Genomic DNA, 23,061 nt, shown 5'->3' on the forward strand with positions numbered 1-23,061 from the left:
AATGGAGGCAGTAATCTTACACGGAGGACAAGGAACTCGTTTAAGACCATTAACTCATACTGGTCCTAAGCAATTAATAAAAGTTGCAGGAAAGCCAATATCCCAGTGGGTTTTAGAACAAATTAGGGATTCTGGAATTAAAGATATATTACTAATTTTAGGAGATAATACTCCTACACGTGTTGTAGATTACTACGGTGATGGGAGCAAATTTGGAGTAAACATTACTTACGTTTATCAAGGGAAAGCAAGGGGTTTGGCTGACGCAGTATATAGGGTTAAGGATTTGGTATCTGAGAAATTCCTAGTGTACTTAGGTGATAACTTAGTCTTTTATGATCTGAGGAAGTTTCTATCCTTTAAAGGATCGGCATCAATTCTTTTAGCTAAGGTTGATAATCCTAATCGTTTCGGAGTTGCAGTAATAAATGAGAATAAAGTGATAAGATTAGTTGAAAAGCCTAAGGAAAAAATTTCCGATTTAGCTTTGGTAGGGGTTTACGGTTTTACAGATGAAATTTTCGAAGTAATTGAAAAACTAAAACCTAGCTGGAGAGGAGAATTAGAAATTACTGACGCAATTCAAGGTTTGATAAATGAAGGTAAGGAAGTAAACTACGAAATTATACAAGGTTGGTGGAAGGATACTGGAACTCCTAAGGATATCTTAGAAGCAAACTCCTTCTTACTGGATAGGTATGCTGAAAGGAAGATTGAAGGTGAAGTAGAAAATTCGACAATAGACGGTAGAGTTATATTGGAGAAAGGAGCTGTAGTAAAAAACTCCGTAATTAGAGGCCCAGCTTACATAGGTAAGGATACTAAGATAATTAATTCTTACATAGGACCTTTCACTTCAATAGGGGATTTAAGTGAAATATCCGGCAGCGAGATTGAGTACAGTGTAATCCTCGATAACGTTAGGATTAAAGGTGTTTCACTAATGGATTCTCTAATTGGAAATAATTCAACTGTAGAAAAGGGTACTAAATGGCAAAAGTTGATAATAGGTGAGAACTCATCGGTGATAATATGATAATTATAGGCGGTGCTGGTTTCATAGGTTCAGCGTTTGTAAGGGAGGTTAATAAAAGAGGAATTAAACCAATAGTAGTGGACTTATTAACTTATGCTGGAAGGAAGGAGAACCTCATAGGTACGGAACATGAGTTTATAAGGGCTGATGTGAGAAGTGAGGAAATTCATGATATAGTTAAGAATTCTGATATAGTTGTAAATTTTGCAGCCGAAACTCACGTTGATAGGTCTATTTATAGGCCTCAGGATTTCGTAACTACTAATGTGTTAGGAGTAGTGAACTTACTGGAGGCTGCTAGAAAATATGATTTTAAATATGTTCATATTTCAACAGATGAGGTTTACGGTGAGGAGTGCGCAGATGAGGATTCGCCTTTACAACCTTCTTCTCCTTACAGTGCCTCAAAAGCTTCTGCTGATTTATTCGTTAAGGCTTACGTAAGGACTTACGGAATTAAGGCAATTATTGTAAGACCTTCTAATAATTACGGACCTAGACAGTTTCCTGAGAAGCTTATTCCAAAAGTTATCATAAGAACTTTTCTAAACATGCACGTTCCAATTTACGGTGATGGTAGAGCTGAGAGAGATTGGATTTACGTTGAGGATACTGTTAGAATAATATATGATATTATGGAGAGAAGTGAGTGGAGGGGAGAAGTATACAATATACCCGGAGGGCAAAGGTATAGCGTTCTTGACGTGATAAAGATCATAGGGGAGATAATGGGGAAAGAGGTTAAAGTTAAGTTCGTTGACGATAGGCCGGGACATGATAAAAGATATTGCATGACTACGAAGCTTAAGTATGAGGTTACACCGTTAAAGGAGGGGTTGAGAAAGACTGTGGAGTGGTATTTGAATAATAGATGGTGGTGGGAGGATTTAATAAAGGATAAGTTCTTTACTGAGGATGAACCTTGGAAGAAATAATTTACTTTACATCAAGTGATTGTGTTGAGTAATGATCAGTCTTTTTCTTAGTTAATGTAAAAAGAAAACTGTACTTGCTAAAATATATCTGTTTACTTCCATTGTTAGTTCATTTTTTAACGTCTTAAATTATACTTTCCGAGATTTAAAAGGGCAAGATTTCCTCCTAGTAATTTTAGAAACGTCTCATTTTAAACCATAACTAAGTGTTTAATTAGAAATTTTACGTGTTGGCTCAAAGCCAGAAGATAATTGTTTTGTTCATTATTTCAATTTTCTCAGATCTTAATCTTGTTAAATTTAAAAATTAAGCGCTGATTTAAAAGTAAGCTTAACGTATTCTCAACTAAAAATTGAAGAAATCTATCAAATATCAAACCAGATAACATATATATGTTCAGTATATATGCCCGTCTTTTTCACTGCGTAATAAAAATTCTTCTCGTTTCCCAAGATCTGTGAACTATATTCGTTTCAAATTATTCTAATATGCTATGATTTTGTGAATCTCATCTCAATTATTCAATTTCTTGTTAAATAGTCTATAAGATATCTTTCCTAGAAATAATTTGGTGTAAATTTTATTTGCTAAAGATTTATGAGCACTCCCTTTAACCAAAACATTTTATGTATTAACTTCCTTTAGTTAGCCTAAAATATTCCAAAAATTTTGAAGTTAACAGAAATATAAGAAGACACTAAATTACGTTAGTTTACTTAAAATTTTCGACACGAATTTTAACCCATGTGGCAAGAAACCTTCAATTATTTTAACGTCCTCTTCAGTGATTATTTTAAACAGTTTAAACACTAAAAGTATAAGAAGAATTAGGAGAAAATCTAGAAACGGAGGATCTATAGCCTCATAAATTCCTACTACGGGTATGAGGAAAAGTAAAATTATTTCTTTCCTTCCAGTTGAAAATACCGATGTTCTTATAGAGTAAAATATGATAAAGAGAGAAGAAATTGTAGCTACTATAACTTGAGATATAGCACCACCCATTATTCCTATCCTCGGAATTAATAAATAGGAAGTAAGTAAGACTAAACTTCCGTTTAAAATTGAAAGGATAAGGAAAGGTCTTAAGTTTCTCTTGAACGCTACAATAAAATTCGTAAGAGAACCTATAGGAAACGGAAGAGTAGCCGAAATCAAGAGTAACACGAATACTTCTAATCCCTCTTTATAATTAGGAAAGAAATGAATAATTATGATCTCACCTATCGGAATAGAAATTATTACTGTTAGAAAAGTTAAAAGCGAGAGGAATATAAAAGAAAGAGACGACATCTTCTTTTCATCCTTCCCTAAAGCCTTATAAAATGACGCGGTAGGTAACAAAACCCCACCTAAGGCACCTAAAATCATTGAGGGAACACCAGCAACTAAAGCTGAAAACTGATAAATGCCCAGATAATAAGAACCTAGCAAATACGCAGTAGTTACCCTATCCCCTTGGGAGGAAAGAAAACCAGCAAAAGAAGATAAATAAACAGGTAAACCTTCCCTAAAATGCCTAAAGAGAAAGGCAAAGTCTGGCGTAGGAAGTACTAACCCAACCTTTTTGCTAATAAATGCGTAATTCATAGATACTGAGAGAATTCCTCCCAAAGTCCAAATTTTAACGAAGAGATATATATTGTGGTAGAGAACAGCGATTATTGCTATCCCCCATCTTATGACTAGAAAGAAGTTTCCAGTAATTGCAGATTCTGTAAACATATCCATTCCTATCATCACTGCTGTCATTACGCCATTAAGGAGGTAAAGGAAAAGATAAGGTATTGCTAACTTAACGTAATCTGGAAAAATAAGAAGGATGAGGAAAATCGGTAAAACTAGAAAAGGAAATGAAAGGAATTTTCCTACTACCTCTTTAGTTATCTCTTTTTTAGCGTAAAGATAAGATATTTCCCTAGTTATTATTTGGCCTGGAATAAAGTAAAAGAAAGTCGACGTTACTATCTCAAGTAATTGAACTATCGCAACTTTTCCGAAGAATGCTGGACTAGAAATCTTAGCTGTAATAACGAAGAAAATTAAAGCAATTATTACATTAGTTGTTGTGACGCTTAGGTTCTTCAATGCATTCTTAATGGGATTCATTCAGTTTAGTTCTTAAGAGAAAAATATTAAAGCTTTTCTTATAGCCTTACTTTATGGATTGGTCAAAGGTATTACTACTTTATGGATTACTTCAAAATTTATCTAAACTAACGATAAATTTATTTTCAATTTAATGTTAGATTTAGAATTTAAGAAAGCTTAACGAGACTAACATTTAAGAAAATTGAAGGATTCGGGCTATTCAAGTGCCTTTTGCGAATCGTAATTTCTAAATAATCCTGTTGTAAATTGGTAATCGTGTTTCTCTGCTAATTAGTCACCTTCATTTAGTTAATTTTGTAGCAATTTTTGAAATGAAATGAATTCGCAATGGATAACTGAATCGCCTGGAAAACTCTACAAATTCACACAGTACTTGGCAGATCATTGATAAACTATTCTAGAATATTTTATAATATTAGTAGTAAAGTACGTTTATAATACTAAAACTTTATAATTCCAGAAAAATGCTCCATAGGAATGGAATAATATACAAAGCAATCAGTTGTGTTTCACCAATTTTACTAGAAATGATGTAATTTCTATGGTGGGGAAAATATCGAGTTATGGTTGTGAAAATCGGCTTATTTCAACATGATTATCAAAAAATTTTTAGATTAAACGAGAAGCATGGTTAAAAAGGAGTTTGTATATAGAGGGTAATATCATCTGTTTAGTATTATCAAGCGGGGAGGGGAGGTCTAGGGAGGAGGTGAACAGGAAAGGGTTAAAGCGAGGGACTCCATGACTCCGTTATGCAAGTTTATGAAACGAGATTCAAAACGGAGTTGAAGTCCCTCGCCAGTTATTTCATCGTCAATAATCTTAACGTTATCTCCCAAGAGTTGGACACGAGGATCGCGGACGCAGCTCCGTTCCTGTTGACAGGGAACAGGGGAAAGGAGTACTTGAAGGTCGTTAGGGAAGGAGAGAAGGTGATGAGTCAAGGGGAGAGGAGCTTCAAGTTCTACCCTCACGTGAAAGTTGAGGGAGAGACTACAATCGTTGCAGTGGACGAGACCGCGATAACCGTGGGGGAGAAGGAGTCGAGGAAGGTGGAAGGATTTCAACTCTACAACGGGAAGAGGAAGGGAGTTAAGTTGAGGTCCGTGGACTTGGTGTTCCCCTTGAGGTTGTCCCTCCTCGAGGAGATAGCTGACTTGAGAAGCGATACTCCCTCCCAGTTCCTGATGAGGGCCGTGAGCGAAGTTGCTCAGCACCTCAAGATAGACTACGTTGTTGCTGACGCGGGTTTCCTGAACTTGAAGGTAATCAAGGAGATGCCTGTGAAGACCGTGGTAGGAGGTAAGACCAACCTGAAGGGCTTCAAGGAACTCTCCAACGTCTCTCTAACCGAGAAGAAATGCGAGGTAAATGACAGGGTTTACGTTGCGTATAGGGTCCTGAAGTACAATGACCTTTACTACTATGAAGTGATATACGTCAAGGAGAAACCCAGGCACTTCATCTTCGTTACCAACTTCAATGGAGATCCCTACAAGCTAGCTGAGCTCTACAGGTTGAGATGGCAGAGCGAAGAGGGCTTCAAGGTCAGGAAGGCCAGGATAAGGTACGTGAGGAAGTTAACCAACAAGATCTTCCTCTACCTCTATTACACTGTCCTAGATTCAGTGTGGAACCTCGTGAATTACCTCCTCTTCAACTTCAAGTCCACGAAAAGGAAGCCTCTCTCCTTCGACTCCTTCGTCAGGCTTCTCTAACTTCCTCGGCGTGCAGAGGACGCTCTGCACACCGTTCTAACCACGTGATAAAAATTCAGATTATCTCCCTTTAATCTGAATCTACACGTTATGTTTATTGCAAATAATGTTAATATGCTATATTTCACTATAATATCACTATCTTTCTCTATATCAATTCCCTTTTGAAAGAACTAACACAATATCTTTCAAGTGAGATAATTTGGTGAAACACAACTGCAAAGCAATTTTGAAAGAAAAGGTTAGCGGAAAGACACAAGGGGGATTGATTTCCCATATAAGTTCTAGAATTCCTCAATGTCACCTAATTTTTCAAATGAAATGATCGCTATAAATATAACTTATCTCCTAAGTTTTCCTATTTTCGTGCTTCTATTACACCATTAATTGAAAGATCAAATGGTAATTCATTGTGTTTATAGATCCTTATTTTAGTAAAACCGTAACTTCGTAATTTTTCAATCAAATAAGTAACATCTCCTAACTTTTTATTGTCAATAACAGTATTGTATTCTATCCTAACTATAGAAAATTTCTGAATAGATTTATCGTTAATAACGCGGAATTCGCCCCCCTTTATATCTAAATCTAGGATATCAGGTTGAGAGATGTTAAACTCTTCTAAAACAGTAGATATGCTTACACTTCTTACTCTTATTCTATCTTTATAACTATCGAAGTAGGAAGTTCCTCCATTACATCTGGTATTAGGAAATTCTATTTCACCATCTTCTCCAATCGCCCAATTTCTTAATACTACTCTACTAGCTAATTCTGGATTTAGTTTAAGATTAGTAAGAGCAATATTGTAACAGTCCAGTTGGGGCTCAAAGGCGTAAACATAAGCTCCCCGTTTTGCATAATATAATGCAGTCTCACCAACGTAAGCTCCAGCTTGAATTATTTTTTTATTTTCTAAATTATAATCTATAAAATGTATATCATACAAAAAGGTTTCAGAAAAAATTACTGGATCGAATCCCTTTATTGAGAATTTTATTCCAGATGGCGTAATTAAAATATTATATTTTTCATCAAATTTCCAATTACTTCCAATATCTACACCATATTTATAAGAGAAAAGATAAAGATTTAAAATATCATGAAAGTTATCCCTATCTGTTTTAATACTGAATCCATTAGGAAAAACCAATTTACCTCTTTCTCTTAGAAAAGTTAAAAAATTATTAAACCTATTTCTTTTACTATGTAATAGGAAGAAATTGAAATATGTTAAATAATCACGTCAGTATGGAGATCTCATTCTTCTGAGATAAATGAGGATATTACTTAAATTGAATTTGATCGGTATTATTCAAATAGCATGATATATATTTTGTGAAAATAATCGTTAATAAATCAGTTTTACACCATAGAAGTTAAATATTAGGAATTAATTTCACGTAGCTGGAAGGAGGTGCATAGGGTTAGCTGGAGTTTAGGGGAATGGCGTCTTCACTTCACGGAACGCATGTTCTTGTTCCACTCTTACCTCCCGATCGAGGAGGTTCGAGAGGGAGACCGAGAACTCCCACAACTTGACCTTCCTCCAAGAGCGGATCAAGAACCAGACATTCAAGAGAAGATAGGAAAGCAGAACGAGAACCAATTCCTTCCTCACGTCACAAGTCCTAGTCTTGATTCTGAACTCCTCAAGGGAGCGGAAGGCGTTCTCTATCCCCCACCTCTCCCTGTACATCTCGGCAAGGACTATGGCATCGTGAAGGTCGATCTCCCTCCTCACGAGGAAGGCAATAATCTTGCCGTCTTCCTTCCTCAGGATAATGAGATAAGCTCCACTCCCATGTCTCACGCAGAGAAATCCAGTATATCTAACTCCGCCAAAACTCACATCCACATCTTGCAACATCCCCTTGTACTTCTTGTACATCTGGGCCTTGGCAGATATGACGAAGTCCAAGCCCAACTCCAAGAGGTATCTAATCACTTCGTTCACCGCGAACTCCCTGTCCGCGAAGACCATGACGAGCCTCAGCTTGTCCTCCTCCAACTCCTTCACGATTACCTCCATCACCGCCTTGAAACCTTCAGCTACGTTCTTCACGGTCACTGGGATCACGTCCAGGAAGCTCCTCGTCCTCCCCAGGAGGAAGATCGCAGCTTGAACCAGTCCCCACGACGTCCCCTTAGTTGGCTTTATCCTACTCAAGAAACTCTTGTCAGCGTGGTATTGAGGTATGGCATGGAAGTCCACTGCTACCCTCCTGTTCCTGACTCCCCTTAACGTCATCCTCCCCATCTTCCTCAACGCATCCCTCACGTCCTCAACTTGAACCGCGTTCAACTTTCTCAACGCTCTTCTCCCATCTTTCCCCAACCTGCTCAAGTAGCTCCCACTCGCCTTAAGCAAGGCACTGAGGAGTTCCTCAGGGAAAAGTATTTTAGTGAGGACCGAGTAAATTATCTTGAGGCGGACCTGGCGAAGTCCCGGTTGAACTTCGCCGGTTTAGTTGTATTCTCATGCTTCATATGTTCAAGTCCGCCCTCGTATATACAAACTTTTTCTACAGAAATTCTCATCCTCTCAACTTTTTCTGTATTTCATTCATCTCGTTTTTTTACGAGAAAAAAGAGATTCCCATACTGACGTGGGATAGGTCCAATTTACAAACCTCAAGATTTTGTCTCAACGAACGTCTTTGGGACTGTAAATCGTATTAGAGGCTGCTAAAGAATGGTATAACTTTAAGTATGTTCATACTCTCCACTGATGAAGTATACGGAAGTGAGTGGCCAAGACGAGAACTCATTCCGTAAAACCCATCATCTCCTTATTAGGCGCATCTTTTAAAAAAGCGTCAGCTTTGATCTATTCGTAAAATCCTACATTAGAACGTTATAATGTTGAGGCATTAATAGTTAGACCTTCAATAACTATGGACCTAAGACAATTTCCAGAGAAATTTATTCCAAAAGGCTATAATTCGGTACAATTCTAGGAATTTATGTACCAATTTATTTAGTAAGGGAACAAGAGAGGGATTGGATTTACGTAGGAGGATACCTGCTAGGGTAATTTCGATTTGATCGAAGTGCAGAGTGGAGAGGTGAAGTGTTATAATATTCCGAGGGATAGGGTTTAAGAACATTCAATTAATAATGGACTGTGAGAGGGTAATCAAAAAAGAGATTAAAGTTAAGTACGTTTCGGATAGGACCTGGACATGATAGAAGATATTGCATGATAATATACTAACACTAAATTACACTACAACTCCCCTAAGGGAGGATTAAGGAAAACGTATGATTGCGTACGGCTAATAATAATTGGTGGTGGAGTCGCTAGTTAATGATGAATTTTTCAAATCTGATGAACCCTGGAAGGACCTTACGAAGATAAAAGAATACTAACGCACACCACTTTTGAACCCTTTTAACTTCCCCTCTCTAACCAAATAGCAACGGCAATTTTTCTGGAGAATTGTTCTCATGACCTTATTTAAGTTGTTTAAATATGAATTATTATAATATTGATGATAGTTATTCGATTTTACTCAAATTGGATAGGGCGATTCGGTTATCGATCGCCCGAATTCATTTTATTTTTAAAAATGTTACGAAATTAACTAAATGAAGATCGAAGTAACTGGCGGACATACATGATTACTAATTGTTAGCATTTTTTATTAAACAATTATATTTAAAATTACAATTCACCAAAGAAAATCCCGACGAATCGCCCTGACTTGTATGAAAGTATTCTCCCGACAAATTGTTTAGCTAAATTCTAGAATAAGATACAAGATTTAGCTAACTTATTCTAATAAAATGAATTTAGCTAACTTACTTCTAATTTTATCCTTCCCAATAATCTTTTAATTGTCCATTAACGAAGATTCTTTGGATATATAAAGTAGACACATTATCTGATAACAAAAAGATTTAAATTAGAATTTTATCTTTTCTTTCTTCACATAAGGGATAATTTTACCCATCTTTCTTTTTTCTCATACTCTTAATTAATTTCGTCAATATTTTCTTCTTGTACGCCGGGTAACAGTTCGTTTAATAAAGTCTCGGATAACCAACCCTTATAGTCTTCATCTCGACCTATAACAATTAGAGGTTATAAACACCTATCATCTTCGCATTTTTGGATATATGGGGGATTTGCTTCCGTATTTGGGGACTCCTTGGCGATATCAGTCTGGTCTTTAATCTTTTATAACCTTCTTCGTTCTCCATCAAATAATTAAGCATACATTACCTTCTCCTCTCGGTCACTTTTTTCTTTTATAGTTTCAATTATATACTTTTTCATAGAAACTGAAATTTTTTCTCATCATACCCAAAATTCCTTTTAATAGCTCTTTTTCAGTTTGACCTTCTACAATTATAGCAGATGGGGGTCAAAGGGGGCGGAAAACTTCGCCTCTTTGAGGCGGAGATGGATAGCCCCCTTTGTAGAAAAGTTTAAAAATTCTGACATAGATACACTTTTGATGACAGTTACTGACGGAGTAAGCGTCACCGAGGCACCTCGGTTAAAGCGAGGGTCTATGAGGTACGCCTCTGCTCCAGACAATGATGGCACAGACGTTAAGTACCATGCGGGGTGGGAGCCACCCTTAGTGCCTGTGGAGCTCCACCCTCTACCAGTTCTCTGGCAAGGTGGGGCTGTGAAGCAGGAAGCTCCCTCCTTCAGGAGGGGGTAGCTCACTTTACTACACTCACTATATATCATCTCTATATGTATCCCACCCAACTTAATGGTTCGTCTATTTCACTTATTTCTGAAAGTTTGTACTCCCTTGACGTACCTCTCGTAGATAAATATATTATTTTGGCATTACTATCATCAAAGACTTTCGTCATCATCTTTATAACCTCATTCGAGTGTGTTGTGAAGACAATTTGTGAATTTTTGCCTTTATCTTTCATTACGTTAAAAATCTCTAAGAGTAAGTCGGGGTGAAGAGAGTTCTCAATCTCGTCTATTAGAAGAAGATTAGAATATGTTAGGCTATCAATGATTAACTCCTTTTTTAGTAAACCTCTTCCAATTACATATGCTGGCTTAGTTTCGTTTTCCTTAACATAATGCACTTTATATAAACCCATCTCATCTGGCAAAATTTCAAAATCTGACTTAACTCCTTTTTTCTTTGCAGAACCTATTATCCTTTCTGGATAGTCATAAAAATCGAAATAAACTGATAGATACACTGGTAAAAAGTGTTCCATAATTTTATGTCTCTTGATTAACTTAACTTCTGGTACACGTATAGGAACAGAGATTGTTTCCTTAGCTAGGATTCCACTCGATAAAGATATTGAGGCTATCTTCTCATCTTTTTTAGACTCATCTTTTAATAAATAAATATCAATTTTTTCCTTCTCTTTTCTTCTGAACGATAATTTAATTCTCTCTCCGCCATGAAGTCCTAATTCAACTTCAGAATCTGTTAACGATAAAAATGCTGAAATCATGTCACCTCTGCTGTTAAATGCGTAAATCATTAATGAACTAATATCACTTTCGCTATAGTCAGAGAGGAAAAGCGAGGAGAAAAATAATGCTTCTAAAAATGAAGTTTTTCCGGTTCCGTTCCTACCTATTATAGCATTAATTCTCCCCAAATTAACATTAAGTTTCAGACCCCTAAAATTGCCAATCGAAATATTTTCAATCATTACTAATGATTTATTTTCTTGCTATAAAAGCATAATGCCTAAAGCTGGGGGTCGGACTTTCATTGAGATTTCATGAATTTGTATTCAACCCCTCGTCCTCATACCCCTTATTTTCCTCCCCATGCCGTCTACGGGACTAACTCCCTTCAAGGACATGAGGAGTTTCATCAGGTACCTTCCTCCCCCTCACATTGCTCACAGAGTTCATTGTGGCACCCTCTAACTTAATGTTAGCATGAAAGTTTATAAATTTTAATGCTTCTAACATTCATATTAAATGACATGAACTTCACGACTTATCGGAAACTGCTGACAACGGCGATTCAAGTCTCTTTTATGTACTGCAATTTCTAGATAATACGTTATAAAAACTTAACGTTAGTAATCGCGTTCCTGCTAGTTAGTCGCCTTCATTTAGTTAATTTCGTAACAATATTCGAAATAAAGTGAATTCGCAAAAGAAGCCTGAATTGTCCCGAGTCCCTAATATTGCGAGGAGAGGATGTGATAACTGCAGTTAATTTATTTTACCCAAATCCTTTCTATTCCATTAATTTTATCGAAATCTGAATCCTCACTTACTATCTTTTTTATTGAATTATTTATCATTACAGCTACGTGGAAAGCATCAGACGGTTTTAAAGTCTTACTTATCATTATCCCCTTTGCTTTTTCATAATCATGAGAGTTGATTGGCAGTATAATTGTATAAGGAAGTATTATCTTATCTAAGAAATCAATTGTATCCTCAAATTTTACATTATACTTCTTTTTTGATAATGTAAATAACCTCATCTATAATCAAAGGGTCGATAGATAACCTATCTTCATTCAATAACTTAAGATAAAATTTCTCCACTTCCTAAACTCCTAAATTTAAGTATATTAAGAAATTAGCATCGAGGAAAATCAATTATCGAATTCCTCCTCTAAACTAACGTTAATTAAATCTCCAAGTTTAGCCTTATTTGCATATGAGATTTTAGCACTATGTTCCTCCATCTTCTTTTTTAAGTCATCAAAACTTACCTTTCTTTCAGGCTCAAGAACAATTTTACCATCTTCGACTCTTAGGATTAATATATCTCCCTCCTTTATTTCAAGAAGATCCCTAACAGTCTTAGGGATTATTATATATCCTTTCTTTCCAACTTCAATCTTTAGGGTCAAACTCTACTCACTTGAGCTAAACTAGCCAAACTAATATATAAACTTCTCATTCAGTGGTGTTTCACCAAATTATTTCATTTGAAAGATATAATATTAGTCCTTTCAAAAAGAGATTGATATAGAGAAAAACAATAAAATTATTATGAAACATAACATGTTAAAATAATTTGCAAAAAATATAGCGTACAATTCTAATAATAAGAGGAGAATTCTGAATTTTTCTCACGTGGTGAAAACGACGTGCATAGTCTCCTCTGAACACCGAGAAAGTTAGAGAAGCTTGACGAATGAATCGAAGGACAAAACCTTCTTACACGTGGACTTGAAGTTAAAGAGAAGATGATTCACTAGATTCCACGCAGAATCCAGAACCGTGTAATAGAGGAACAAGAAGATCTTATTACTCAACTTCCTAACATACCTTATCCTTGCCTTCCTAACCTTAAAACCCTCCTCAACTTGCCACCTCAACCTATAGAGTTCAGCCAGTTCATAGGGATCTCCCTCGAAGTTCGTTACGAACATGAAGTGCCTCGGCTTCCCCTTAACGTAAACCACATCGTAATAATAAAGCCCTTCAAATTTCAAGACCCTATACGCAACGTAAACCCTGTCCTTAACCTCGTATCTCTTCTCAACTAATGGAACGTTAGATAGTTCCTTGAATCCCTTCAAGTTCGACTTTCCTCTCACAATGGTCTTCACGGGCATTTCCTTGATGACCCCTAGGTTCAAGAATCCGGCGTCAGCTACAACGTAATCTATTTCCATGTATTGGCTTACTTCCCTCACGCTCCTGAGTAGGAACTGTGATGGACTGTCGCTTCTCAAATCTGCTACCTCCACTAGGAGGGGTAACCTTAAGGGATATACGAGGTCCAAGGATCTCATCTTTACTCCTTTTCTCTTCCAGTTGTAGAGTAGAAAGCCCTCTGCTTTTTCTTGTTCCTTTTCTCCCACGGTTAATCCGGTCTCATCTACAGCGACTACGTTGATCTCTCCCTTTACTTCTCTGTAGATTGGGTAGAACTTGAAGGTTCTCTGACCTTTACTAATTACTTTCTCGCCTCGTCTTACTACCTTCAAGTAGTATTTTCCTCTGTTTCCGGTTAGCAAGGATGGTGCTGCTTTCACTATTTCCGGGTCTAGATCTTGAGAGATAACGTTAATATTGTTTGTTGCTAAAGTTATAGCGAGGGACTTCAGCTCCGTTTTGGGTAATATCATGGTTTGCATAACGGAGTTATGGAGTCCCTCGCTTTAACCTTTTCTTGTTCATCTCGTCCTTCCACCTACTTTCCTCTATTGATAATACTAGACAAATGGTATTACTCTTTATATATAAACTCGTTTTCTGTTAGTTTCTTCAACAAATATGAAAATTTTTTGCTTCTTGTGTTGAAATAAGCCGATTTTTCTAACTCCGCTCTGATATTTTTCTCTTCCATAGAAATTGTATCATTTTGAGTAAAATTGGTGAAACACCACTGCTTCTCATTCAATAAGTGTTGTAGGTCAACCCTTGAATTATAAAACTCAGATAGTACTTTACGTAAATTCACCTTAAATCATTTAAACCTTAAATCTAACATAGATTCTCTTCAAGAAGATTTAAATAATCGCAAATACTTCAAGCGTATATAGTATAAATATTCCTTAAATAAATCCTACATTGGAAAAATTAAACGTTATATATTATACGTTATTCTCAAGAAACTACTACGATAGTGTTTGATGAGTTCTGGACTTACCTTCATGTTAAGCATAGGAAGAGGATGAAGGATTTATGGGTTTGCTAGATGGGATACTTTTATTGGGTCTGGGGATAGGAATTATAAGACCTTCATAGGGTTTCACAATATATTAATCCTAAGCTCTTAGGCTTCACCAAAGTGATGGGCAAAAACCATTTATCCTTCTTTGCCCCGTTAGCGGGAAAACCCCAATCGGTGGGTAACCTATATATAGGTTAATTAGCTGGGGAGAGTAATACGCCTCAGCTGGGGAAAATGGTCAAAAAGGTAACTGAAGCCAAGTCTTCGGTCTAGGGCGTGACAAGCCCCTTATATAAAACATATTAGTCAGATCTGCGTAATACAGATCTGAATGGGGTGTAGGTGTTACCACTAGTATTTTGGAAAAGTTCTTAGACTATGATCTAGTGGTATATCCTTTGCCTAAAGCTATAAACTTTCTGAAAGCACTAACGCTAATGAGGCGGAGATGGAAGAACGAGTTTATCCGTGACTCTGATGAAGCCCAAGGGCTGAGGATTAAATATCGTGAAATCCTATGAAGCACAAACCCCAGATTGACAATCTTCAATTGGATAGATTCACTGGCGACTATGAGGTTTTTTGGATGAAAGCTTAAATTGCGGAATTCAAGGTTTTATATATGGCAGATGATATATTGTATAGGACTTTGGGGGAGTTATTAAGTAATTACGTTAAAACTTTACTAGAGAAGAGTGGTCAAGGAAAGAGGTTGAGTGAGCAGGAATACTTGATTTTAATGAACTATTATAATAGTAAGAACATGGATTACGTATTTACAGAGTTAAGAAATATTAGAAACGAGTTGAGAGGAATTATGGAAATTATAGATAGGAAATCTAAAGAGGCTATTGACTACGCTGATAAGAGCAGAAAGGAAGCCATGGAGTATGCTGAGAAAAATAAGAAGGAGGTAATAGATTACGTAGATAAGACTAAGAAAGAAATGTTGGATTATGTGGATAAGAGATTTGAGGCAATAGATAAAAGATTTGAGGCAATAGATAAAAGATTTGACGATTTGAATAATAGAATTGACGATTTAAGGGAATTGATTTTAACGTTGGCTAAGAAGACATAACTATATTAATTATTATCTAATTACTTCTGACCCCTCTCCGTCCTAAACGGTTAGACCCAAAATCATCTTACAAATATAAATTCAGCTAGGATTATCATATTATTTCTTCAAATATAAGAAAATTTTCTCTATTTTTCTTATTATCAATAATCTAAAATTTAATTATATGTATCTGATGATATAAATAAAATTGGATTTCTTTGAATTTAATGTCATTTTTCATATATGTTCATACTCAAGGGCAATTCACGCTTCTTTTGCGAATTCACTTTATTTCGAATATTGCTACGAAATTAACTAAACGAAGGTGACTAGCTAGCAGAGACGCACGATTACCAGTATTAACATTTTTATAAACACATTATTTACAAATCACAATTCGCAAAGGAAACCAGAATCGCCCATACTCAATTAACACTTTTTATATTAGCTATTATAAAAAATATTACTATAGGATTGAAATTTTCTATAAATTTTGGTATAATTGAGTAAAATAATCATGTAATGCATGATAATTGGTTATTAACGGAAAGCTATTATTTTTAATAATACGATTTTGGGTCTACCGATAAGGGGCGAGGCTTGCCTTTCCTTTGTCAGTCTTTCACTTTCTAATCCCGTAATTATATTCAGATTAAACGGCTAGTTATAAAAACCTCTAGTCTGATAATATTTTTACTAAAGACTTTTCGAATAAGAAGACTGTATGAGAACAGTCCCCCTTAACCTATATGGGTTAAAAAAGTAGTTATGTATTAACTACAGTGAACTTAGCTAAAGCTTCACTTGAAGGCCCTATGGCTGGAGTATACAACTTTACGTAATATGTACCTGGTGATAGATGAATTGGTATTAATAGCTGGAACTGTGCCTCACTTCCTAATATCACTACGAAACCGCTATACCAGTTTACATAGTCTTTCTTATTATTGTTCCATGGTGCTTGTATGACTTTTACTGTGTAGTTTGATATCTGTGAGGAGTTAAGATATATATGCCAACTTGAGTTGTAAATCTCCATTAGAGGAGCTGAAGCTGGATACGCATCTGGTCCGTCTACATCAGTAATATTTAGTATTAGTAACGTACTAGAATTCTCTGGGGATGCACTTATGTATGTTATTTCAAGTTTTGGAAGCTTAGAGTTATTAAATAGAGGTCCTACAACGTTTCCATATGCCCACTGCCCAGTACCTAATATCCATCCAATTGTTATAATTGCAAATATAATTCCAATAACTATAGTTTTGTCCATTCCAATCACCAGAACTTTATTAGGTTCAATAACGGTATCTTTTTAGATAAGGACCAATCACCAAACTTCTTATATAAGTAATAATCTACTCCCCAAACTCTTCCAGCTGCGGTTAGCATTAGTACTATTGCTCCAGCAGTTAAAAGTGAACCAATTTGCCACTCATCCTCACATGTTGAACCTAACCAATACGCAGGTGCCATGCCTATGGCCATTACCGCTGCCCCAAATGCTGAAAGTCTTGTTAAGAACCCTATTATTAAGAATAAACCGACTAAGATTTCTACATAGCTGAAGATTGTTAGGAATGTTACATCAAATGTCCTATTTTCTAAAGTCATGAGCAGAAAATCCTTAAATGGACCCGCGTGAGGTAAAAAGTTCACTAACTTTCCTCCTACAAAGGAACTGGAGTTTGGATCCAGTTTAGCCGGTTTTAATATAGCTTTTCTTATACCTCCATCGAAGAACATCCAACCTACTGCGAACCTTATAGGGAACAAGTATTCCTTTCTAGTTAGGTTATCTACGACTTGTTTATTTGCCATCTTTCCCACCTGTTATATGTATATAATAAAGTTAAAACTAGTTAAAATATTTTTCGTTAAAACTAGTTAAAGCAGTTTTAAATAATAGGTTTTTATTTAAAGTATAATTAAAATAATCATATTTTATAAATTAAAATAAAGTATATAACAGAAAGGATTAAAAATTATATCCTATAAGAGAGCTTCTGGTATAAAAACCTTTCCATAGAAAATACTTTGTTGATTCGTTCAATTTGTCTCATTAAAACGATATTGTATAACACTAATTTTTCAGTAATTAATATTTATTTCAACGTTCCTCTCAAGCTTACACCCTAATGCCCGGAGCCCTACCGACTACAGAATTCGCCAAGTTAACCATCCACGCGTAAGCCCAGAACTTGAGCTTAGCCTCAACTACTTGCCCAGCAAAACTTGTCTAACCGATTCCCCAAAAGTACGCTTCACAGAGAACAAGGACTCGACCCGCCACCTAACGCCATAACCCTTCTCCTCCCTCCAACGATCATAACCCAACTTCCTAAACTCCCGCACAGCCTTACGTCTAGCAAGATGGCGTTTAGTAGAAGCGTTCTTCTTGGGAGGAACTACAACCTCAACTCCGGTCTTGTAAACCTCATTGGCATCATATGTCTTATCTTCATAAAACTTCTTTCCCTTATCTTGAAGATCCTTAACTGTTTTTACAGCACTTTCAACCTCGTTGCTAGTGACCTCAGCGTTTATCACGTTGAATTCGTTATTGTCCATTACTATCTCGATCTTGAGGAATTTTGAATCCCTAGTCTTACCCCACTTGGCAACAATGTATTGTCCTCCCGTGTTTGTGCTAATGCCGGTAGCGTCTGCAATTACTTCAAGTTCGTCACTTGCCTCGGGGAAGGTTATGTTCATGTTCCTCACTCTCTCCCATATTGTTGAGTAATCGAGGCTTGTGGGGATGATTTTCAATTGTTCTAAGGCTCTTAATACTCCTTCTATTGCAAGGTAGGAAGATGTGGAGGAAGGCTAGGAAGTCGTTGAACTCCTTCGGAGCTTTATACTTTGTCCTAGCGTTCCTGTTCTCCTCTGCTAATAAGTCCCACCAATGTTCGAATACGTAGAAGGGGAACATCAACTTATATCTAGTTATGACGTTCTCGTCGTACTTGCTCCAGTCCCTCTTGTACTTACTCTTTCCCATAGGTAATACTTAAACGAATAATCTATAAACTTTTTGTACAATTCTGAAGCAATCCACAAAGCACATAGAAAATCAAGCATGGTTAGTAGTTTTAGGAAATTCCCTTATTATAAAAAGTCAAAATATTTATCCATGTATTTATAAATATCTTTCATTGTACTTCTTAATATTATAGCTTATCAATAAACATTTCTCATCTAACCGGAAAGATTTATTATATATTTTTAATGTAACGTAAAAGTGTAACGATTTTCCTATAAACGCTAATAGTACTTTTTAAATAAGATGACTGCAAGAGATCTTCCTTTGGTCTGTATATCTTTATGAAAAGTTTATAAAGTGGGAATACAAAATCAACTTATGGGATATATAGTCACAGTTGATGAAAGAGGAAGGATTGTAATACCGAAGGATATTAGAGAGAGGCTTAACTTGAAAGAAGGAAGTAAAGTTGAGATAAGTGTGGACGAAAAGGGAAGGATTATTATTATTGTAAGGAGGATAAGTGTGGACAATATTTATGGAATTGCAGGAAGGGAAAGAGTTAGTATTGAGGAGATTGAGGAGGCTTTAGGATTTGAAGATAATGATTGATTCTAACGTATTTATCTATGTTCTATTTTCTGATCCATCCTATGGGGAAAGAGCTAAGGAGTTATTAAATAAGGCTGAAAATGAAGATGCTTATTCATCAACTCTCATAATTTCCCAAGTCCTTGCACACTTAGAGAGGAGGAGAAAATCTGAAATTATCCCCGTTTTTATAAATTATATTCAACAATCTGGAATAAAAATATTAGAAACCAGGTGGGAAGACGTAATTGAAGCCATAAAGCTTTTGAGGAATATGAATCTGAGCTATAATCTTTGGGATGATGCAATAATTTCAGCCCAAATAAAGAGGGAAAAGATAGACATAATTTTCTCTAACGATAAAGATTTCGACATTCTTCAAGTTAAAAGAGAATTCTAAGAAAAAGCTGGAAAAATGGGTTAAAATTATTCTCACTTAGTAGTTTTAGGAAATTCCCTTATTATAAAAAGTCAAAATATTTATCCATGTATTTATAAATATCTTTCATTGTACTTCTTAATATTATAGCTTATCAATAAACATTTCTCATCTAACCGGAAAGATTTATTATATATTTTTAATGTAACGTAAAAGTGTAACGATTTTCCTATAAATGCTACCTGGAGAGGGCCAGGAAGCTGCTCTCCCTGGGGAGAACCAAGAGGAGGTTCGAGGGAAGGTGGACCAAGAAGAGAGGGGTCTCGCACTACGGGCTCAAGGCAGTGGCCATGATCTTCGTCTCCCTCTTCGTGAGGTCCATCACGGTGAAGCCAGCCAACTTCTCGGACAAGAGGTTCAAGTCACCGCTCAAGGGGATTAAGATCGCGGACAAGGGATTCTCTCCCTCCCCGACACAGCTCATAGCGCGGGAGAAGCCCTTCACTACCCTGAGGGCCCACGTGGAGTTCTTCGGCACCTACCTGAACGCGTTCTGGAGGCCCTACGGGACCACGACCTGGAGGAACGACGTCTTCCTTCACGTCCTGGGAGTGATCTACAACATCAAGATGTTCCTCGCGATCCAACGGAGGACTCCTCCAGGACGTAGAGCCGTTCAGCTCTGAGACGCGCCTCCTCGCGATCAGGCAACGCTATGCGCGATAGGTAAATCCTCTCGTCTTGATATTTTTCCATTATAAAGTTTTTCTCGGTTATCCGGGTTTCACCCTTCTGGCAATATTAATATTTATCATTCTGTTTATCTATTCGTTCAGATAATTACATTCCGGACACTCTCACGTAAGGGATCTATAGTCTTTTTCTTAATAGGCACTACATGCTCCGCCTCTAACAAAGTGACCGTAGCAGATCGGGATTCTCTGCCACCGTAGGAGCTGCAAAGGGGACTAGAAGGGATTATCAAACTTAGTGGGGAGATGCTGGAAAATGGATGTGCTTAGGACACTACTAGTTCAACCCAGCATCTCCCCAAAACATATTAGACAAAAAAAAAAGAATTATTAAAGATAAATGGATGTGCTTAGGACACTAAAAAGGAGGATCAGAAAGCTGATCGAAAAGAAGCCCAAGAACCTAAACGAAACCAAAGCAAGAGGAATATTACTATACTTGAAAGGAATGAACACTAGAAAAATAGCCAAGATACTACAAGTACACTTGAGCACAGTTTACAGATGGATCAACCAATTCGAGAAAGAAGGAGAGAAATGCCTATGCTACAAGAAGAGAAAAGGAAGAAACAAGAAGGTAGACGAAAAGGAGATAAAAGTAGAAGAACTTCAAGGTAAAAACATATGGGAAGCAAAGGCTTACATAGAGGAGAAGTTTCACGTTAAATTAAGCTATGTAACAGCTTGGAGAATAGCTAGAAAGAGATTGAAAATCCCCTACATAAAACCATATAACAAGAAGAGGCCCTTTAACGCAGATAACATCTTGAGGGAGAGGTTAAAGGGTGTTATTATACTTCGTCAGACTTTAAAGGGCAAGAAAACTTCACTCAGTATTGACGTCCAAAGGTTCACCGCACCTCTTCACACTATACGTAAGGTCATTTACTCTCTTGGATATGGAGCGTAGGAACCTCGTTGCATCCCACATTAAGGTCTCGAAGTCCGTGTAAATCTTCGAGTAGAGCCTTTTCTTGAGGACTGCCCACGGCCCCTCCGCCGGACTCTTATCCGGAGAGTAAGGCGGCAGATAAACAAACTCCACCCCATTTTCCTCAAGGAATTCCCTCACTTCATTACCGTGTATTCTAGCATTATCCATCACTATCACGGTCTTCTCGTCCTTTATTACCTTCCTCAAGTAGAGTATAATATCTTTTGAGTTCAGCGAGGGCTTCTTGTATGTCGAATAGGAGAAAGTTATTCCCTCTTTACTAATCGTTATCCCGCCTACTACTGCAAACCTCTTCCTCTTAGGGTTGACCTTTATCCCTCCTCCGACCTTCATCCAGCCTTTACCCTTGTTTATGTAGGACACGTACGACTCATCGAAGATGTGTACCTTGTACCCTTCTCTTATTTTTTTAAAAGCTTCTCCCCTTGTTCCTTCACCCACCTTTCTACAGCGTTATCGTCTCTAACGTAAGTTCTCTTTCCTTTCTTGTACTTGAAGCCTAACTTCTTGAGGACTGGGCTTAAACTCCTCGGGTTGTACTTTATCCCAAATTCCTTGTCAAGTATATACGCTATGAGCTTCAAGGTCCAGAAATCGTAGTTCAAGCCGAAATCTCTTGGGCTCTTTTCTAAGATTCGGACGAGCTTTTCCTCGTCCTTCAGTTTCGTGGGTCCCTTCCTCGGCTTAGCGCTCAGGTCACCTTTCCTCAACCACTTGTACACGGTAAAGATGGAGACGTCATACTTCTTGGCAACGTCCTTTATACTCATCCCGTTCCTCACATCTTTTACAGCGTTAATCCTCCTCTCTTCCTCTTGTTTCTTGTTGAGCCTTATACCGTGCATTCTGGATTTCGGCATAACAATTTAGTATTACTCATGAAATATAAATCTTGCTCTTTAAAGTCTGACGAAGTATAAGAAGGGTGTTAAGGTGTTTTTCACGGATGAGTCAGGTATTCATCACGATCCTTCCAAGGTTAGGAGATTGGGGTTGTATAATGTTCCCGTTGATTATCCCAGTAGGAAGCTTAATGTTCTCGCTTCTATTCCCTTGTTTGACGGTGTTCCTTGTTTCATGTTCACCTATTCCAATGTTAATTCCGAGATCTTTGCTGAGTTTCTTCGCTTGTTTAGGAATTCCGGTCCTATCGTGTTGATTCTTGATAATGCTAAGTTTCACAAGAATGCTTATGTTTTCTCCGTTGCTTCTCAGCTCGGCATTACCTTGCTTTTCTTACCTCCGTATTCTCCGGATTTGAATCCGATTGAGTTGGTCTGGAAGGACTTGAAGCGCTGGGTTAATACTTATTATAATCTTGAGTACACTCTTGATTCGATGGAGGAGGAGTTCTATTATTTGTTTTTGAGGGAGTGTTCTCAAACAGTCATGAAATTCAAAAAACGTTTGTAAAAATATTGGAGTAGTATGGAAAAACGCTCGTTTAACGTTTAAGATATAGAAATTTGAACAAAGACATTATTTTAGAAAAGCTTATATGCAAGGCTTTTCGAGATCCATTCTAGTACTACCACAAAAAGATTTCATAACCCTCGCAAATAAACCTTTTTCAGAGGCCGTTTTTCACGTTCTAATTCCTTAGCTACATCTCAATTAAAACGATTAATTGTGAAAATTTCTAGTTTAATTTTATTTTACTATATAATATCGAATAAGATGACTGCATGAGAACACTCCCTCATGTTGTAACCTTATTCTCTAATTTGTAATAAAATTATATCGTATCGACAGTTCTCTCAATTACTTGTTTTTAGAGGTAGCTAATAGAAATAAGGGCGATTTAAGTCTCCTTTGCGAATTGCAATTTGTGAATAATATAGTTGTAAAAATGTTAATATTGGTAGTCGTGCATCTCTACTAGTTAGTTATCTTCATTTAGTTTATTTCATAGCAATCTTTAAAATAAAGTGAA

The 23,061-nt window shown here is 36.8% G+C and carries 15 protein-coding genes and 6 pseudogenes; 10 read left to right on the top strand and 11 right to left on the bottom strand.

The features are described from left to right. The first annotated feature begins 1 nt into the window (after position 1). Together SSOP1_RS08860 and SSOP1_RS08865 are read left to right on the top strand one after the other, a co-directional pair. On the top strand, positions 2–1,036 hold the full coding sequence (locus tag SSOP1_RS08860; RefSeq protein ID WP_009990173.1) for a glucose-1-phosphate thymidylyltransferase: 1,035 nt from the start codon (positions 2–4) through the stop codon (positions 1,034–1,036). After that, positions 1,033–1,971 carry a dTDP-glucose 4,6-dehydratase gene (locus SSOP1_RS08865; RefSeq protein ID WP_009990175.1) on the top strand — a complete coding sequence of 313 codons (939 nt, stop codon included), beginning with the start codon at positions 1,033–1,035 and terminating at the stop codon, positions 1,969–1,971. The genes SSOP1_RS08860 and SSOP1_RS08865 overlap by 4 nt, the downstream gene beginning before the upstream one ends. A 703-nt stretch (positions 1,972–2,674) precedes the next feature. Here the strand turns inward: SSOP1_RS08865 and SSOP1_RS08870 are convergent. Further along, a complete protein-coding gene (locus tag SSOP1_RS08870; protein WP_010923582.1) occupies positions 2,675–4,081 on the bottom strand; it encodes an oligosaccharide flippase family protein in 1,407 nt (468 codons plus the stop codon). A gap of 755 nt (positions 4,082–4,836) precedes the next feature. On the opposite strand from SSOP1_RS08870, the gene SSOP1_RS08875 reads away from it, so the two are divergent. Next, positions 4,837–5,802, top strand: coding sequence for an ISH3-like element ISC1439B family transposase (locus tag SSOP1_RS08875; protein WP_010923581.1), 966 nt, complete (start codon positions 4,837–4,839; stop codon positions 5,800–5,802). A 358-nt stretch (positions 5,803–6,160) separates the two neighbouring features. On the opposite strand, the gene SSOP1_RS08880 is transcribed toward SSOP1_RS08875, so the two are convergent. From SSOP1_RS08880 to SSOP1_RS08910, 6 genes and pseudogenes are all read right to left on the bottom strand, one after another. Further along, a complete protein-coding gene (locus SSOP1_RS08880) occupies positions 6,161–6,955 on the bottom strand; it encodes an FkbM family methyltransferase (protein WP_009988671.1) in 795 nt (264 codons plus the stop codon). 285 nt (positions 6,956–7,240) lie between these two features. Then, positions 7,241–8,292: pseudogene (locus tag SSOP1_RS08885) on the bottom strand (ISH3 family transposase). A 2,217-nt stretch (positions 8,293–10,509) separates the two neighbouring features. Further along, positions 10,510–11,457, bottom strand: a complete 948-nt coding sequence (locus tag SSOP1_RS08895; protein WP_009990359.1) for an AAA family ATPase — start codon at positions 11,455–11,457, stop codon at positions 10,510–10,512. Positions 11,458–11,979: 522 nt separating this feature from the next. Next, positions 11,980–12,252, bottom strand: a complete 273-nt coding sequence (locus SSOP1_RS08900) for a type II toxin-antitoxin system VapC family toxin (protein ID WP_009990357.1) — start codon at positions 12,250–12,252, stop codon at positions 11,980–11,982. 114 nt (positions 12,253–12,366) lie between these two features. Then, positions 12,367–12,627, bottom strand: a complete 261-nt coding sequence (locus SSOP1_RS08905) for an AbrB/MazE/SpoVT family DNA-binding domain-containing protein (protein ID WP_009990356.1) — start codon at positions 12,625–12,627, stop codon at positions 12,367–12,369. A 270-nt stretch (positions 12,628–12,897) separates the two neighbouring features. Then, the gene (locus SSOP1_RS08910) at positions 12,898–13,863 is read right to left on the bottom strand and encodes an ISH3-like element ISC1439A family transposase (RefSeq protein WP_010923029.1); all 966 of its coding nucleotides are present in this window, start codon (positions 13,861–13,863) and stop codon (positions 12,898–12,900) included. Positions 13,864–14,761: 898 nt separating this feature from the next. Between SSOP1_RS08910 and SSOP1_RS17095 the strand changes: the two genes are divergently transcribed. Then, positions 14,762–14,923: a hypothetical protein gene (locus SSOP1_RS17095; protein ID WP_009990355.1), complete on the top strand. Its 162-nt coding sequence runs from the start codon at positions 14,762–14,764 to the stop codon at positions 14,921–14,923. Between the two features lie 101 nt (positions 14,924–15,024). Next, positions 15,025–15,483: a hypothetical protein gene (locus SSOP1_RS08920; protein ID WP_009990354.1), complete on the top strand. Its 459-nt coding sequence runs from the start codon at positions 15,025–15,027 to the stop codon at positions 15,481–15,483. Positions 15,484–16,231: 748 nt separating this feature from the next. On the opposite strand, the gene doxA is transcribed toward SSOP1_RS08920, so the two are convergent. The 3 genes and pseudogenes from doxA to SSOP1_RS08935 form a co-directional block, all read right to left on the bottom strand. Next, positions 16,232–16,738 (bottom strand): thiosulfate:quinone oxidoreductase small subunit, encoded by a 507-nt coding sequence (doxA, locus tag SSOP1_RS08925; protein WP_014511696.1) that lies wholly within the window; start codon positions 16,736–16,738, stop codon positions 16,232–16,234. A 5-nt stretch (positions 16,739–16,743) separates the two neighbouring features. Then, the gene (gene doxD / locus SSOP1_RS08930) at positions 16,744–17,286 is read right to left on the bottom strand and encodes a thiosulfate:quinone oxidoreductase large subunit (RefSeq protein WP_009990352.1); all 543 of its coding nucleotides are present in this window, start codon (positions 17,284–17,286) and stop codon (positions 16,744–16,746) included. Positions 17,287–17,593: 307 nt separating this feature from the next. Next, positions 17,594–18,469: pseudogene (locus SSOP1_RS08935) on the bottom strand (transposase). A gap of 360 nt (positions 18,470–18,829) precedes the next feature. Between SSOP1_RS08935 and SSOP1_RS08940 the strand changes: the two are divergent. The 4 genes and pseudogenes from SSOP1_RS08940 to SSOP1_RS08955 all read left to right on the top strand — a co-directional run. Beyond that, entirely contained in the window at positions 18,830–19,063 is a 234-nt protein-coding gene (locus SSOP1_RS08940) for an AbrB/MazE/SpoVT family DNA-binding domain-containing protein (RefSeq protein ID WP_009993269.1), read from the top strand. Further along, complete coding sequence (locus SSOP1_RS08945) at positions 19,056–19,442, top strand: type II toxin-antitoxin system VapC family toxin (RefSeq protein WP_009993270.1); 387 nt, start codon at positions 19,056–19,058, stop codon at positions 19,440–19,442. Before SSOP1_RS08940 ends, SSOP1_RS08945 begins: the two co-directional genes overlap by 8 nt. Positions 19,443–19,663: 221 nt before the next feature. After that, positions 19,664–20,107, top strand: a pseudogene (locus SSOP1_RS16475) (IS5/IS1182 family transposase); the annotation flags it as partial. Positions 20,108–20,513: 406 nt separating this feature from the next. Next, positions 20,514–20,966, top strand: a pseudogene (locus SSOP1_RS08955) (helix-turn-helix domain-containing protein); the annotation flags it as partial. Between the two features lie 8 nt (positions 20,967–20,974). On the opposite strand, the pseudogene SSOP1_RS16480 reads toward SSOP1_RS08955, so the two are convergent. After that, positions 20,975–21,988 (bottom strand): annotated as a pseudogene (locus tag SSOP1_RS16480) (IS630-like element ISC1078 family transposase). Between the two features lie 58 nt (positions 21,989–22,046). Between SSOP1_RS16480 and SSOP1_RS08965 the strand changes: the two are divergent. Continuing rightward, positions 22,047–22,497, top strand: a pseudogene (locus tag SSOP1_RS08965) (transposase); the annotation flags it as partial. Positions 22,498–23,061 lie beyond the last annotated feature (564 nt).

Source organism: Saccharolobus solfataricus (assembly GCF_900079115.1).
GTDB lineage: Archaea > Thermoproteota > Thermoprotei_A > Sulfolobales > Sulfolobaceae > Saccharolobus > Saccharolobus solfataricus.

Excerpts from the sequence above, each read along its gene's own strand:
- SSOP1_RS08860 (WP_009990173.1), top strand. The coding sequence starts at position 2 with ATGGAGGCAGTAATCTTACACGGAGGACAAGGAACTCGTTTAAGACCA.
- SSOP1_RS08865 (WP_009990175.1), top strand. The coding sequence starts at position 1,033 with ATGATAATTATAGGCGGTGCTGGTTTCATAGGTTCAGCGTTTGTAAGG.
- SSOP1_RS08870 (WP_010923582.1), bottom strand. The coding sequence starts at position 4,081 with ATGAATCCCATTAAGAATGCATTGAAGAACCTAAGCGTCACAACAACT.
- SSOP1_RS08875 (WP_010923581.1), top strand. The coding sequence starts at position 4,837 with ATGCAAGTTTATGAAACGAGATTCAAAACGGAGTTGAAGTCCCTCGCC.
- SSOP1_RS08895 (WP_009990359.1), bottom strand. The coding sequence starts at position 11,457 with ATGATTGAAAATATTTCGATTGGCAATTTTAGGGGTCTGAAACTTAAT.
- SSOP1_RS08900 (WP_009990357.1), bottom strand. The coding sequence starts at position 12,252 with ATGAGGTTATTTACATTATCAAAAAAGAAGTATAATGTAAAATTTGAG.
- SSOP1_RS08910 (WP_010923029.1), bottom strand. The coding sequence starts at position 13,863 with ATGCAAACCATGATATTACCCAAAACGGAGCTGAAGTCCCTCGCTATA.
- SSOP1_RS08920 (WP_009990354.1), top strand. The coding sequence starts at position 15,025 with ATGGCAGATGATATATTGTATAGGACTTTGGGGGAGTTATTAAGTAAT.
- doxA (WP_014511696.1), bottom strand. The coding sequence starts at position 16,738 with ATGGACAAAACTATAGTTATTGGAATTATATTTGCAATTATAACAATT.
- doxD (WP_009990352.1), bottom strand. The coding sequence starts at position 17,286 with ATGGCAAATAAACAAGTCGTAGATAACCTAACTAGAAAGGAATACTTG.
- SSOP1_RS08940 (WP_009993269.1), top strand. The coding sequence starts at position 18,830 with ATGGGATATATAGTCACAGTTGATGAAAGAGGAAGGATTGTAATACCG.
- SSOP1_RS08945 (WP_009993270.1), top strand. The coding sequence starts at position 19,056 with ATGATTGATTCTAACGTATTTATCTATGTTCTATTTTCTGATCCATCC.